General features: G+C 33.0%; 7 protein-coding genes. 2 read left to right on the top strand and 5 right to left on the bottom strand.

From position 1 onward, the window contains the following. Nucleotides 1-8: 8 nt before the first annotated feature. The 3 genes from CLORY_RS05455 to yunB form a co-directional block, all read right to left on the bottom strand. On the bottom strand, nucleotides 9-908 hold the full coding sequence (locus CLORY_RS05455; RefSeq protein ID WP_139375968.1) for a nucleotidyltransferase domain-containing protein: 900 nt from the start codon (nucleotides 906-908) through the stop codon (nucleotides 9-11). Between the two features lie 61 nt (nucleotides 909-969). Further along, complete coding sequence (gene hflX / locus CLORY_RS05450) at nucleotides 970-2775, bottom strand: GTPase HflX (RefSeq protein ID WP_079422501.1); 1806 nt, start codon at nucleotides 2773-2775, stop codon at nucleotides 970-972. Between the two features lie 102 nt (nucleotides 2776-2877). Continuing rightward, nucleotides 2878-3537 carry a sporulation protein YunB gene (yunB, locus tag CLORY_RS05445; protein ID WP_242954349.1) on the bottom strand — a complete coding sequence of 220 codons (660 nt, stop codon included), beginning with the start codon at nucleotides 3535-3537 and terminating at the stop codon, nucleotides 2878-2880. Between the two features lie 259 nt (nucleotides 3538-3796). Between yunB and CLORY_RS05440 the strand changes: the two genes are divergently transcribed. Further along, nucleotides 3797-6349, top strand: a complete 2553-nt coding sequence (locus CLORY_RS05440; protein WP_079422500.1) for a transglycosylase domain-containing protein — start codon at nucleotides 3797-3799, stop codon at nucleotides 6347-6349. A 92-nt stretch (nucleotides 6350-6441) separates the two neighbouring features. Here the strand turns inward: CLORY_RS05440 and CLORY_RS05435 are convergent, their stop codons facing one another. Continuing rightward, entirely contained in the window at nucleotides 6442-6816 is a 375-nt protein-coding gene (locus CLORY_RS05435) for a desulfoferrodoxin (protein ID WP_079422499.1), read from the bottom strand. 105 nt (nucleotides 6817-6921) lie between these two features. On the opposite strand from CLORY_RS05435, the gene CLORY_RS05430 reads away from it, so the two are divergent. Further along, on the top strand, nucleotides 6922-7119 hold the full coding sequence (locus CLORY_RS05430) for a hypothetical protein (RefSeq protein ID WP_079422498.1): 198 nt from the start codon (nucleotides 6922-6924) through the stop codon (nucleotides 7117-7119). A gap of 446 nt (nucleotides 7120-7565) precedes the next feature. Here CLORY_RS05430 and CLORY_RS05425 read toward each other — a convergent pair whose 3' ends face one another. Beyond that, nucleotides 7566-16340, bottom strand: a complete 8775-nt coding sequence (locus CLORY_RS05425; RefSeq protein ID WP_169911542.1) for a glycoside hydrolase family 94 protein — start codon at nucleotides 16338-16340, stop codon at nucleotides 7566-7568. Nucleotides 16341-16496 lie beyond the last annotated feature (156 nt).

Genomic DNA, 16496 nt, shown 5'->3' with positions numbered 1-16496 from the left:
ATTATTCATTAAATGTAGTATACATTTTCTTTCAATATAACTTCTGTAGTACCAATACATAAATCTCTGGTATCCTTTTTTATAATATTTCTCTTGTAAAGTTCATTCAATATTTCTTCCATATCAATATCAAAACTTCTAAACAATTCATCCCTTTTTATCTGCTCAGAACTCATCTTTACCTCACTTTTCTGCATATATTCAATTAAAAAGCCAGTTATAGTTTTTATATTATCATCAATCTCTTGATTTATATAGTCTAATAGACCATTTATTCTATTTTCTACAGTCTCATCCTTATCAAGCAGGAATTTGTCCACATAAATTTTTAGCGTATCATTAAGATTCAATGCTACAGATAAAGCATCACGGCTTATCATATGTCCAGAATAGTTGACATAGAGCCTGCTGTAATCATCTATGCACATCATGCTAAAAATGTATGCAGTATATTCCCTGCCACTACTTAAATATTTTTTACACAGGTCAATATTGTTCAATAGCCTTGAAAAGTAAACAATATTCCATCTCTCTCTATCAAAATCTTGATAATATCTTCCACTATTATATGTAGAAGTTATATCTATATCTTTTGAAAACACAAGTCTAGATGAAGCTAATACTCTATGAATAAAACCTCCCCCGGCATTGTTTTCATACATATCGGTAAAGGCTTGTTTATTTAAAAATTTTAGGTGAAGAGGGATTCCTTTTTCTTCTGTATATATATTCTCCACAGTATCTGGTCCATTTTTCACTACAACAAATAGATCTATATCCGATTCTTTCCATAGATCTCCAGTAACCATACTGCCAAATACAAGCACAGCTAAGATATCTTCATTATTTTTAAGTTTTTCAACAATGTTGTTAAAAGCTTTTTGATATTGCAAAATTGAATTACTCAAACTAATTCCCCCCATCGTACCTTTATTTACTCTTTTTCTAATATGCACAAGACTTTTAAGCTCACATATCAGTATGAAATAGATACTTTGATCCTTTATTCTGAATTTCTTCATCAACTTCAGCTTTTATATAAATCCCATTATCTCTATATTCTTCGGTCTGCACTTTTGAATTTCTATGCAAAAATGCTGCGAAAGCGCTATCTTCATATGGAATGATATATTCACATGTCTTTAACATAATCGGTACATTATCTCCAATAGCTTTTAACAGTAAGTCAAGATTAACTTTGTCTCTAGCAGAAATCTCAAGCACTTGAATATAATTTCCATAACTTTCATACTGCTCTTTTATTTGCTCCAGCTGTTCCGGCTGGACCTTATCAATTTTATTTAATACCATTATTTTAGGACTATCAAATGCACCAAGTTCTATAAGTACTTGCTCCACAGCCTCTATCTGCTTATGAATTTCATCTGAGGAACAATCTACTACATGAACTAATAAATCTGAAAAAATTACCTCCTCCAGAGTTGATTTAAACGCCTCGATAAGATCATGAGGTAATTTTCTTACAAAACCTACCGTATCAGTTAATGTGATTGTTCCTTTATCTTCTAGTTCTATAGCGCGTATGGTTGTATCCAGCGTTGCAAAAAGCATATCTGCTTCAAACACATCTTCTTTAGTTTGATAATTTTTAGGTTTACACATGGAATAAAGCGTATTTCGCAGCGTTGATTTGCCTGCATTAGTATAACCTACCAAAGAGACTCTAGGTATATTATCTTTCTGCCTTTTTTCCCTCTGTACCTGCCTTACCTGCTGAATTTTCTTAAGCTGATCCCTTAAATCATATATTCTTTCATTTATATGCCTTCTATCAGTTTCAAGCTTCTTCTCTCCAGGGCCCTTAGTTCCTATTCCTCCACCTGTTCTAGAAAGAACTGTTCCAAGGCCCATAAGTCTAGGTATTCTATATTTTAATTGTGCAAGTTCCACTTGAATTTTACTTTCTTTGCTCTTAGCCCTTTTTGCAAATATTTCAAGAATAAGCGTAGTTCTGTCTATAACTTTAAAACCACTGCTATCCTCTAGATTTCTCACTTGCGAACCTGAAAGTTCATCGTCAAATATAAGCATATTTGCATTTAATGTCTGTCCTATAAGCTGAACTTCTTTTACTTTACCACTGCCAATATAGAACGCTGTGTCAATTTTGTTTCTCCTCTGAAAAATCTTATCTACAACTTTTACATTACATGCTAATGCCAATTGTTCAAGTTCATCAAGACTTTCAGTAGAATCACACCCTATAAGTAGTGCTCTTTCTGATACGTCTTCTTTAACATCTATGTCTTCCATGGCATTTTCAACATCTTCAACCTTCTGCTGGAAACCAAAATCTAATGCTTGCTTAATAGTTAAATTATTTTTTGTTTCTACATGCAAAATATTGTCTTTCAAATTGCAAAAGCCTAATGAAATCATAATATCATCACCATTTAGAGCTACAGCTGCCATACAATCTAATTTAAGCCTAAGCAACGCAGACAAATCTACTGCAGAAAGATTTGATATTCCATTAGGATGGGTATGTATAATTCTAATACCCGATAGTTTTTTTTCCTTTATATCAATAATGGGCATCTCCACGGTTGCGCTATCACCAATACTTATATAAACAATTCTTCCTTTTCTATCGATAGCTACACTTATCTCTCTATTTAGTTCCTCAGTCATATGAAGCATGAGTTTAACAATATCTTCTGATATGATTTCTGTCTTTTGTATTTTTTCATCATAGAGTTTTTCAAGAGTCTCCAAATAGCTATCTCTTACACCTTCTATATTACCGTATATCATAAATATCACTCTCCTTATTATTTGAGTAGTGGTATGCTTCTATTAATTTTATAACATTAATAGATTATTGTAAACAAATTGCTAATTAGTGCTTTTTCAATCTTATTTATCTCTAGCGGCTGGTACTGAAGATGAAGCTCCACTCATATCCATATTTATTGATGTGGCTGGTACTTTTCCAACTATTACCGTTTCACATATAGGGACCTCATTTGCAACTGTCACCTCCCTACTTCTCGTAGCAATAACAATTCTTATTTTTGTCTTTAATTCTACATAAATTCTATGTATAACCTGATTTATTCCTGCACTCTTTAATTCAGAACGATATTTTACTTCTATTCTTCCAATAGGTGTCATTTTCACTGTAACTTTTGGACCATGTTCTGACACAATACTATTTTGTAATATGTCGGCTACATATAATTTAATTCCTCGTCTCCCCAACGCAGCCAACTTTTTTTTAGATTCAATAGCTATAGTATTTGCTATTCGATTAAGTTTTAATGTATCTGCACGAAGAAGCACTATATTACCATTATTATCTTTTTGAATTTTAATTATGTTATCATAATTAAAATCTTTCGAATATTCATTTAGAATACATCTATTTATGATATCAAGAGATTTTGACTTCAGGTCTGAGTCTGCTATTACCATAGCTACTGGAAACAATTTTTTATCCAACACGTATATAAATCCAGAAAAAACGACCAATATTATTCCTAAAGCTATTAATATTTTTGCTAATTTTTTCTTCACACTACCACCTCCAACAATACCTAAAGAGCAAAGTTTTTATTGATGCCTTTACTCACTTATCATATATATATTTGTTATAAGCGTTAATAATGATATAAGCATTGAATATAAATAAACTGCTACTATATGAATTTTATAATTTATGTTATTATGTTATAATAGTTTAGAACTTTGATGTCAACCTAATAAAATGCATAATTAACTGTTCATTTTATTAATTATGTGATGTCATCAACTGCTATTTATTTTAGGAGGAAATATGGGAAAAAAGAAGAAAAAAAAGAAGAAAAACATTGTCCTTAGGATAATTAAATATTTTTTTGCTACATTTGTATTGTTAGGATTATTTGCAGCCGTAGCATTAGCTGGTGTTGTCCTAGCCATGGTCAAGACCGCTCCTCAGTTGGATGTTAATTCTATTCTTGAATTAAATCAACCATCTACATTATATGATGATAAAGGTAAACTTATGGATAAAGCTCCGACTGATATTAAAAGAGAAGTTGTTTCATTAAAACATATACCAAAAAATCTCCAAGATGCTGTTGTAAGCATCGAAGACGAGAGATTTTGGAAACATCCCGGTATTGATGTCAGAAGAATATTAGGTTCTGCATTTATTGATGCTAAAAGACTTTTAAGCAACACTCCAGGACTTCACGGAGCCTCAACCTTAGACCAGCAGCTTATTAAAAATACAGTACTTGGAAATGAAGTGACTCCAAAGAGAAAAATTCAAGAAATGTACCTTGCTCTAAAATTAGATAAAGCTCTTAGTAAAGATCAAATATTAGAGGCTTACCTTAATACAATAAATCTAGGTGGAAATATAAATGGTGTACAAGCTGCTTCAAAAAGATACTTTGGTAAAAGTGTTAGTAAACTATCGCTTGTCCAATGTGCTTATCTTGCAGGTGTAACTCAGAACCCATATAAGTATGGATATATTTCTACGTATGCAAGAAAAAACCCAAGTTATTATATGACAAGAACTGAGACAGTTCTATTGATGATGAATAAAAATGGATATATAGACCAACAGACTTATCAAAAGGCTCTCAGTGATCTGAAAAAAGGAAAACTGCACTTTGTTAAGGTAAAATCAACTTCTACTACAAACAAGTTGGATTATGAATGGTTTTCAAGACCTGTAATGGATGCTGTAAAATCTGATCTTATGAGGCAATATAATTATTCGACTGAAGAAGTTAACAAATTAATTATGTATGGCGGATTAAAAATATATACAACTATGGATAGAAACCTTGAAAAAAAAGCTCAGGCCATAATAAATTCCAATACTGTTTTAGGTAGTGCAGGTTCAAGCAAAAAGATTCCAGAGCCACAAGCCTCAGCAGTAATAATGGACTATAAAACAGGAAAAGTTAAAGTTATCATAGGTGGAAGAGGAAAACAGCCTGCTGCCTCTTATAACAGAGCTGCTTCAACAAAATTTTTACGTGCCACAGGTTCTTCTATTAAGCCTCTTACGGTTTATTCACCTGCTATTAATACTCAGCAGCTTACCGCTGGAAGTGTCGTTGACGATTCTCCTATACCAAAAGAAATTGGCATGCAATGGAAACAGGCTGATGGCAGTCCTTATAATCCTAAGAACGATAACCTTCTATATAGAGGCTATGTAACTGTCAGAGAAGCTTTAAGACGTTCTATTAACGTAGTAGCAGTAAAAATGGAATATCAGATTGGATTATCTACTGGTGCTGCTTATGCAGAAAAGTATGGTATACACTTCAGTGACAGTGAAAAAACTAACATGGCTTCCTTGGCTTTGGGTGAATTTACCGGTTCAAATCCACTACAGATGTCCGCTGCATATGGAACCTTTGGTAATAGCGGAATTTATACTTCTCCAATATTATATACAAAAGTTGTCGATAAAACTGGTAAGGTACTTTTAGAAAACAGCCCTAAGTCTCATAAAGTTTTAAGTTCTCAAGCTGCATATATAATGTATGACATGTTGAAAGGCCCAACCAGCAGTGCTCCAGGAGCTACAGCACCATCTGCTCGATTTGGCGCCATGCCTGTAGCTGGTAAAACAGGTACAGCATCATCAAAAACCAACCTATGGTTTTGCGGACTTACTCCTTACTATAGTGGAGCTATATGGATAGGTAATGATAATTATAGGCCTCTAGTTGGATTGAAAAGTAATGATGCTGCTAGGTTATGGGCTCAGATAATGTATGAGGCTAATAAAAATAAAACAGTAAAAGATATTGCAGAGCCTTCTGGTATTGTTACAAGAAAGATTTGTATAGATTCAGGCAAAGTTCCTAAAGCTGAATGTTATCATGACCCAAGAGGAAGCAGAGTTAGAACTGAGATGTTTATAGCTGGTACTGAACCTTCTGAAATATGTGATGTTCATGTCAGTGCTAAAATAAATAGAGCAAATGGTCTGCTCGCTACAGCTAATACTCCTCAAAGCCTTATAACCACAAAAATATTTATAAAAAGAGATGGGAGTTCTTCTAATTTACTTGACAGTAAATATGTGCTTCCTAAGAAACACGACGGAACTAAAGCTGTAAATAATGTACCAAATACTAAAAGTAATACTGCTAAGGATACTGACAAAACTACGGATAAAACTAATCCTAATAATGATTCTCCTATTGTTCCAAATAAGAATGGAGATAATGGTACTAATACTAAGCCAAATAATAATAAAAATACTGATAATAATAGCGGCAACGATGGAAATGATAATACTGATACTGGCGGCAATAATGATAACACCGATAATGATAATGAAGACAACGGTGAAAATATTCCAACTCCATAAAAAAGAAATGTTGTGGCACTACGGAGATTGATACGTAGTGCCACAACATTTTCTATGCCCTAACCCTTAACAGTTATATAATTCTTTTTTTACTAAGCTTTCCAAAGTCCATGAATATTACAATATTCTCTTACTAAAACAATTTCTTCGTCAATTTCAAATAATGCTTCTGGCTTTTGCCCTGGTTCTAAGTATTTTCTATAAATTTTGCTAGAAGTCTCCACTTCAATCCACATAATATAATGTTCAGGCTCCATAGGATGTTCTACACTTCCAACTTTAACAAGAATCTTTCCATCCCTATTTTCTACTACTGGTATATGTTTTTCTACAGCTGCCTCGGTAGTATTCTCTACTAATAAAATCATTGGCTTATCGCAGCAAACAAAACTGCCTCCTCCAGCATATAAAACTTCAATTATATTACCGCATATGTCACATTTATAAATTTGATGTTTTTCGATCATCGTCCATTACCTCCTTTTCAATACATATATTTTATCCCAAGTGAAAAAATAAATTATAGGTTTCTAATAAATAATTAACTATTATTTTTTCAGGAGGTTATAGATATGAAAAGAGCAGATGAAAAAGCTTATTTACCTGATGAACGAGATTATTTGGAACAAGATCCTGAGGAATTAAGATCCTTTTACAAAAAGCATAGAGCATATTCAAATCTTCCTGATCCTGTAGAAGATTCAATTGTTGTGAATAACATTGCCTGCTCAGAATTTGATTATACAGAAGGCTCTCAACTCAAAAAGTAAAAAATGGTTACACCCTATGTCGGCTAGTTCCGCTCGCTAAGCAATTTCACCGCATCTTTTAGTCAAATTTCCTAATGGCTCATAACTCAGCTGTGCCTCAAACAATTCGCCATCTTAACGGAAATTTGCCTAAAAGACACGGATAATTGCTAAACTCACTCCAAATGCCTCCGTCGGATGTAACCATTTTTAATGCCCTAACTCTTAATATTAACAAATTACTTTTATTTTATTAATTCTATTACCTTTCTATCTTAATTCACTAACTTCAAAATATATTACTGTATCTTTTTAACTTCTTCGTAAACACGCTGTACCGTTTTTTTATTTAGCAACCACCTTTTCTACTATTTAGTGGTGTATCTTGATATTAATTAAAAGTTATCCACAATTGGCAAAAATTATAAATTCCTAGAGACTAAAAAAATCGGCAGATGCCGATTTTTTTAGATTGTAACTATTATTTTATGTGTTCCCTCTGGAAAATATGGTATTATGTTTCGTTCGGCCAATTTATCATCTATAATTATCCCTTTATTCTGGCCCTTTTTTACCTGAATATCATAGACGCAATTGCCTTTACTGTAATTAATGCTGTATTCGTTCCAGTTATGTGGAATACAAGGTTCGATTGTAAAGCCCTCTTTTCCTCTAAATTTTAGCCCTAATATTGATTCAATTCCAACTCTATACATCCATCCAGCTGCACCTGTGTACCAGCTCCAGCCTCCTCTTCCTATTAATCCTTCTTTATAGTACACGTCAGCTGTCATTACATAGGGTTCAACTTTGTAGTTTTCGCATTCCAATGGTGTTTCAGAGTGGTTTATGGGATTTATCATGTTAAAGTATCTCCATGCCTTATCCTTATTTCCTGCAATAGCTTCAGCCATGATAACCCATATAGCTGCATGAGTATATTGTCCTCCATTTTCTCTTACACCTGATAAATATCCTTTTATATATCCAGGCTCCTTTTCAGTATTGTTAAATGCAGGTGTAAGGAGCAATATCATACCTTTATCTTCCTTCACAAGGTATTTTTCCATTGCTTCCAACGCAAGTCTATTTTTATCTTTTTCTCCTGCGCCACTAATTATAGCAAAACTTTGAGAAAGAGAATCAATTTGGCATTCATCATTTTGTATGGAGCCAAGTGGCGTACCATCGTCAAAATAAGCTCTTCTATACCAGTTACCATCCCAAGCGTTGATATTAATATTTTCCTTTATATAATTTTGTGCCTCGAAATATCTATTATATGCATCCATATCTTGTCTAGTTTTGCATATTTCTTTAAACTTATCTAGTATTATATATAGAAACCATCCAAGCCATACACTTTCTCCCTTTCCCTTATTTCCAACCATATTCATTCCGTCATTCCAATCGCCACTTCCCATTAGTGGTATATTATGCGGTCCAAATTTGAGTGCCCTTTCTATGGCTTTTTTACAGTGTTCATAAATAGGTGCAATTCCTCCTCTTTCAGTACTTACTCCGTATCTCTCATCCTCTCCTTCTTCAAGCGGTTTCTCAATTATATAATCTGCCTTTTCATCTAAAACTGTATAGTCACCGGTGTTATTTATGTAATCGATGACTACGTATGGAAGCCATAATAAATCGTCTGAAAACCTTGTACGTATGCCACTTTCTACTATAGGATGCCACCAATGTTGTACATCTCCTTCTATAAACTGTCTCTCTGCACTCCTTATTATCTGTTTCCTTGTAATATCGCTTTCTACAAAACCTATAGCCATTGAATCTTGCAGCTGATCCCTAAAGCCATATGCTCCTCCTGATTGATAAAAAGCTGTTCTTGATAAATATCTACAGGAGATAGTCTGATAAAGAAGCCATCCATTAAGTAATAAATCCATAGATTTATCAGGAGTTCTTACTTGCAACCTGCCTAGAAGTTGTTTCCAATAATCTTTTACTTTTTCAAATTCTCTTTCACATATTTCTTGGTTTTTAAATTTATCTATACAGTTCTCAATCTGCTCTTCTGACTCATATTGACCAAATAATATTATTATATTTTTTTCTTCATTCGGCTTTAGCTCAATTTTTACATTTTCTGCCATACATGGTTCCATACCTGCTCCTGAAATTCCTGACAATTTAGAAACACGCATAGCTTCCGGCGAAAATATACTTTGCCCTTCTCCAATAAAATCTTTTCTTGAGCCTGTAAAACTTTCTTCTTTTCCACCTATCATACACAAAAATGCTTTACCGTTACCAAAGTGTTCGCTATATGGATTTTGAGCATATATATATTTTCTATCTGTATTTATATTTGTGACTACATATTGTGCTGTCTGCTGAGGCACTACTCCTAATACTATATCACTATAATATGTAGCCGATAAAGTTCTATCAACAGCACTGATATTCTCTAATGTAACAATACATATCTTACAGCTCTGATTTTTGGGGACAAACATAACTTCTGTACCTTTTATTCCATTTACATTATGAATAAATTTAGAATAACCAAATCCATGTTCAATCACATATCTCCCATTGTCACGAATTGGTTTAGAAGTTATACTCCATGCATTTCCACTAATTTCATCTCGTATATATAATGCTTCCCCTGGCATATCACTTACAGGATCATTGGTCCATGTAGTTATTTTATTTTCTCTACTGTTTTGACTCCAGGTGTAAGCTGACCCTGCTTCTGAAACATGAAAACCAAACTTTTCATTTGATATTACATTTATCCATGGCGCTGGTGTGTTTTTAAATTTATCTAGCAATATTATATATGAACTGCCATCATGTTTAAATCCGCCATACCCGTTATAAAAATCCAAATCAGAAATATTAAAAGCATCTTCAGTAGTTTCTCTTTCCATTTCTGCTATGTCAGTTGCATATTCCATGCTAAATGCATTTTTAAAGCTCCACTTAAACATTTTCTTTGTTTCAGTTCGTTCTCTGCTTTCTTTTTGAGATGAATTAATTCTATTTTTATTGCTGCTTAATCTAATGTAATTGACTACTTCTTTTTCATCAACTTCGTTATCCATATTTTTTACTTTTATAAAATCTACTTGATTGATATTTCCTCTATTTATTTGTTCCAGTATACTTCCTTTTTCGGAATCAATTACAAGTCTCGATATCGCAGTAATAAAATTAATAATTTCATCACTCATACTTACCCTATTGTAAAGGTGTATTTTACCATAACCTTCCTTATCTACTCTTTTTCTAGCTACAAACTCCATAACTCTATTCTGCAGCGGCTGCGAATATGAAGTTTCTTCAAGATTTATTATAACTAAATCCACACTTAATCCTTTTCTATTCCAATATTCATGAGCTGTTACGAGCTGTTTCACTATGTCTACATCATTTTCATTACGTATTATAAGCGTTACTATTGGTATATCTCCTGATATGCCATAGCCCCATAAATCAGATTGATGATTTTTAATGCTTTTTATCATCTTCTCTCTGAGTCTCATCTGATCACTTATAAATATAATTCTAGAAGCCATAATTTGATATAGATTTATCTGAGTAGATTTTATATTCATATATTTCATTTCAACCATTCCCTGATTCCATGCCATATCAAATACTCTACTAGAGTTGTAGTATTCCTTATACTTTTTAGCTAATTCAATTACAGCCTCTTTTGATTCGCCTGCAGCAGTAGTGAGAACAAATTTAAAAGTTTCGCCAGGAAGTATCTTAATCCTTCTTCGCATACTTATAATAGGATCAATTACTGCACCTACATTATTTTGAAGTGGTGCATTGCTATCCAATACAGCTGCATTATATATGCTTCTTCCTCTTCCTATAAAATTACTTCTGTTCGTCTCATATTGAATATTTCCTACCGTCTCTCCTGATAAGCTTATTACCTGCATGAGCCACTTACTCTTTTGCTTTTTATCTCTAGGTCTTCTATTAGCTAACACTGCACCAGTATTATCCTCGTACTCTGTATTTATAAATAGATTACTGAAAGCTGGATGCACTAAATCTGCAGTATACTCTGTAAGTACAACCTCAGCATAGGTAGTTATCTCTAATACTTTTTCTTCATTTCCGTGATTAGTAATTGAAACTCTTCTTATTTCTGCATCTTCCTCACTGGACAAAGCTATCTCCGTATAAGTAATAAAATCCCCATCTTTCCTTTTATACTCAACTTTATCCACTGAGAATATTGTTTCATATTCATCGCCTTGATTTTTTAGAGGTTCGTATGAAGTACTCCACAGTCTGCCGGCAGCTATATCTTTTATAAAAATATATATACCACCAATATCACTGGTAGCATCCTCTCTCCAACGGTACAGCATAGTTTTACCTATTTTAGCATATCCGCTTCCTCTATTTGAAATCATCATACTATATGATCCATTGGACATAAGCTGAGTTTCGGGTATTTCAGTCATGGCTCCTTTATAACTTCTCACAATTACAGTATTCTTTTCTTCATTAGTATCATGTACATTAAATTCTATTTCTCTATCATAAGTAATATTTTGGGGTACTTTCTCCTGAAGCAGTAATTCTGTAGCTTTCACCTCAGGTATTTCATGAAAATTATTGACTAATGAATTTTTATTTATAGCGTTGTCTAACGCCATTAAGCTCATTCCTTGATGATGAATCATATAGCATTTCACTATCACTTTACTACTTCTTTTAGGAAGCCTATCTTTAGTAAAATCTATTGACTCATAAAATCCATACTTTCCTTCCATACCTTCCACTAACAGCCGTTTTATATTTTTAATTGCATCTTCTAAAGCTACCTGTAATGTAATTACTGTAGAATAAGGAGATATAACCAATTCAGATGATAAGCCTCGCTTTAATCCTATTCCAGGAATACCGAAAGCTTTGTATTGATAATTTCTACTTGCATCAAAAGTATAAAATGCAGCTTCTGATACTCCCCAAGGTACTCCTCTTGCTCCACAATACCTTTTCTGACCTTCAACTACAGATTTGTAAGTCTCATTTAATAAACTATCCTCATAATTTTTCATAACTAATATTGGCATAAAATATTCGAACATTGTACCGCTCCATGATACTAGCCCCTTATTCTTGCCAATAACAGTCATCGCTCTGCTAAGTTTAAACCAGTGACTTTGCGCTATGTCACCCTTAGCTATAGCTATAAAACTTGCAAGTCTTGCTTCAGATGCCATCATATCATAGTAACAATTGTTTATCATGTCTTTTTCAATATCATAACCAATAGAGAATAATTCCCTACTATTATCAAATAAGACTGTAAAATCAGTATTCTGAACAAACTGCTTTAATCTTTCTATAACATTCTCAGTTTTACTTTTATGTTCCTTCAAATTTTCTAAAGACAATGTCATTAGCTTAGCAAGTTCAATTTCATCGTTGTTCTCCGGCACAAATTCATTAACTCTTACCTCAAGTTCATTAACAGCTGAATTTATAGAACAAGATGTCATCACTAGAGATAACTCTTCTTTATCCCTTTCGTTAATACCTAAATTTTTCAAGATCTCACTCCAAGGTGCAAACCTTTGGATATCGCTGATGAGCTTGCTACAATCACTTTTCAATTTTGAATTCCAATATATACTTATATTACTATATTGCTTTTCTACCTCAGCTACTTTTCCCCATAACTTCCTTACAAAGTCTTTCATCTCAATAAAATCTATTTTTATATTTGATATTTCTTCAATATAAATCTTATATTCATCTTTTACCGAACATTTCTGCTCAATTTCCCTTTGCGCTAATTGCATAGTTGTCTCTATACCATGGAACCTATTCACATCAATAGCAGGTCTCTCCATATAATTTTTCAGGCAAGATGCTGCAAGCCACATATAGGCAACTAAGTTTCCACTATCTACTGTTGATATATACCTTGGATGCAAAGGTTCCTTGGTAAGGGTATCGTACCAATTATATAAATGTCCTCTATACTTAACTAATTTTTCAATTGTCGTGAGCGTTTTATCTATTCTATCTACGGCTTCATAAAGTCCGATATACCCCATGTCATAAGCACATATATTCGAAGACATCGCCATACCTATATTAGTCGGTGAAGTTCTATGAGCTACTCCGTTAGGCGGATCCTCCTGATAGTTATCAGGGCCTAAATAGTTATTTTCTGTATTTACGAAATCTTCAAAGTATGCCCAGTTCTCCCTTGCCAGCCTTTTTAAAATATTTTTATCTTCTTTATTAATGCTGTACATTTTACTTGTTATATCTTTACTTACATTAAACGCACTATAAGGGCTTACAAACCATAACAAAGTTATTGGCAGCATAAATATACCCATATTTATAGATTCATAAAAAGCCAGAATCTCAATAATAAGCGCTAGTATGCTGCCCGGCCACATCATCCTTATATAATATTCAAAGCTTTTTCCAGCATTTACTTCTACATCTTCCGCTGTCTGCCACTGAAGCATTTTACGTTTACTAATCATTATTCTATATAATGTTCTCCCTATTGCATCCAGCATAAGAAATGCCTGATATGGGATAAACGAAAATAATAGTAAAATCTGCTTTCCTCCAATTTTAACATTTGTTAGTTTGCCGCCCATATTCATAGCCTTAGCAGGAGTTATAACAACTTCTGATACATGAAATACGATTTGGCATACTGCAGAAATAAAAGCGATAAAAATACACAAACTTCTAAGTGGTAATATAGTTAACGAAAGAAGTAGCAATATAACTATCGACGGTGCGAGCAGACTTCTTCTTAAATTATCAATAATTTTCCATCTTGACAACGTATTCAAACCGCGTTTTTCGGGAATCCATGGAAGCAGCTGCCAATCTCCTCTTACCCATCTATGAAGTCTTTTACAACTCGAACTATAATAAGCCGGATATCCATCGACAAGTTCTACATCAGTTACCAGACCTGTTCTCACATAGCTGCCTTCTAATAAATCATGGCTTAACACTGCATTTTCTGGTATTTTATTCTCCAACATAGCAGTAAAAGTATCTATATCGTAGATTCCTTTGCCGGTAAAAATGCCTTCTCCAAATATATCCTGGTATATATCCGATACTGCTGTTGTATAAATATCAATTCCGGTTTCTCCTGAAAAAATTTTTGAAAAAGTAGTTTTATTAGCGCTGGAACAGCCAACAGTAATTCTTGGCTGCATTATTCCATATCCCCTTGAAACCACTCTATTTTGTGAATCAATATGCGGAATATTTAATATATGGGACATAGCACCAATCAACTTTTTAGCACAATCTCTTGGAAGCATTGTATCAGCATCAAGTGTAATAACATAAACCGATTTTTTCAGCTCACTTATATCACCACTAATTATAGAATAACTCGTATCCTCCTTACCTCTTAGCAGCGAATTAAATTCCATAAGTTTTCCGCGCTTTCTTTCCCAGCCCATCCATAATTTTTCTTTTTGGTTATAGCACCTTTTTCTGCTGAGAAAGTAAAAAATATCACTATCTACACTATATTTTTTATTAAGCTTTTCAATTTCTTTTAATACACATTGAGTTATTACTGTATCTGATGCTTCATACTCTTTGTCGCTATCTTTAAAATCACCTAGCAGTGCAAAATATATATTCTTATCCATGTTGGCAAGATAGTACACTTCTAATTTACCAATAATCTCTTTAACTCTGTTTTCATTGCTAATAAGCATTGGTATAGCTACTACTGTTCTGCTTGATTCTGGAATTTCTTTTTTAAACTCAATTTTAGGAATAAACCGTGGCGTTGATACCGTATTTATAATTAAATTTAATATAGAGATAACTATCTCACTTATCGGTACTAGTATCGCAATAGCCCAAATAATATACTGCCATATGGTAATATTCTGACCGCTTCTATATCCATCCAAAAGAACTGCTGATTCTAGTAACACACAGCTAAGTATTATGGCAGTCATATAAATTTTCATTTTACTGCTGCTATTATTAGCTGACATCTTTTCTATAAAAGAATGTTTATATGGCAATTTTTCTTTAAGACATCTTTCCCCGTCATCTATAATATAATATCCAATATGCGTTTCATAATCCTGTTTTCCGTCCTTTACAGCCTGGCGAGCACACTCTAGTGCTTTCTTTGCAACGAAAGATTCTCCCGTATCTATCTTTTTAGCTATCTTCTCTAATTTATGTCTATAAAAATCTCTAGATTCAAAATCCATATTACTATAAACTTCTGCTGGGTCTTCTCTTAATATTTGTTCTACATAACTTAGCTTTTCAAATACATCCTTCCAATTTAGTGCTGTTATATTTCGTATTGAAGTTATACTATTTCCAAGTGAGAATTGGTAGCTCGCTTCTTTATGATGCTCTACACTGATTATACTATCCATATCCCACTGCTTCTCATCTAGCCTATCTTTGATCCATTTATAAATTCCATCGCTATCTACAGCATTATCCCTCAAAACTTTAATAAATCTTTCAACAAAATGGGAAGAAATAGCTATCTTTGATTCCTGTAAAACAGTTATAAATTCATCTAACTTCTTATCCCCATAAGCATTTATAACTTTAGATGAAAGAGCATCTCCTCTTTTCTTTTCTTTAAGTCCGAAAACAATTTTATCCGTTATTGCACTAATATTCTGAATTAACGCCACTCTCAGCATTATAGGTAAAGCCCACAATTCACCAGTAGTTAGCACAGTATTTTTCTGATAATTCTCAATAAAATTCTTTATTATGTTTTCATCTACAATACCATCAGTATGTGAAACTATTTCTACAGCAATTTGATATACTCTAGGATAGCCTTTCATTATGCCTTTGCTTACCACAGGAAGCTTTTTATAATAATTCTCAGGCATATTATGTTTTATATCTTTAAATTCTTTCTGTACCAGATATATATTATCTAAAAGCCATTCTGCTGCCGGCATTAATTCAGTTTTCTCATCCATATCTTTTTCGATAAAGTCATAACCTTTAAGTATGTTTTTATAGCTTACTTGAAGACTCTTAATAAGTTTACGATTAAATTTGATGTTCTTTGTCTCAGAATAAAATGCAGACAGTTTAATTGCATGTTTAGCAAGTTCTTCACTATTCACATAAATATTAGGTACATCCTCCATTATGTTATCTTCCGATACAATTTTATCTTCATTAAGTATATATATAACCACCACTGACGTTAAAATCAAAATTGTGAAATATATGTATAACAATTTAATCAACTCCTCACGCATCATAGCTGCATACCATAAATAAATTGCGAATTAAATGAGTATTTTATAACATTGTTTCCATTTAAATCACTCATTTACTTCACAGTCTATTCACATAATGATTTTAGTTTGCTTAAATTATTATTCCACTTATTT

It is taken from the genome of Clostridium oryzae, from assembly GCF_002029235.1.
In the GTDB taxonomy this organism is placed as follows: domain Bacteria; phylum Bacillota; class Clostridia; order Clostridiales; family Clostridiaceae; genus Clostridium_AE; species Clostridium_AE oryzae.
Note: the sequence above shows the minus strand (reverse complement) of the source record. Positions and strands in the feature narration are given on the sequence as shown.

Bases quoted from the DNA above. Each gene is read 5' to 3' on its own strand.
- CLORY_RS05430 (WP_079422498.1), top strand. From the start codon at position 6,922: ATGAAAAGAGCAGATGAAAAAGCTTATTTACCTGATGAACGAGATTAT.
- CLORY_RS05435 (WP_079422499.1), bottom strand. From the start codon at position 6,816: ATGATCGAAAAACATCAAATTTATAAATGTGACATATGCGGTAATATA.
- hflX (WP_079422501.1), bottom strand. From the start codon at position 2,775: ATGATATACGGTAATATAGAAGGTGTAAGAGATAGCTATTTGGAGACT.
- CLORY_RS05440 (WP_079422500.1), top strand. From the start codon at position 3,797: ATGGGAAAAAAGAAGAAAAAAAAGAAGAAAAACATTGTCCTTAGGATA.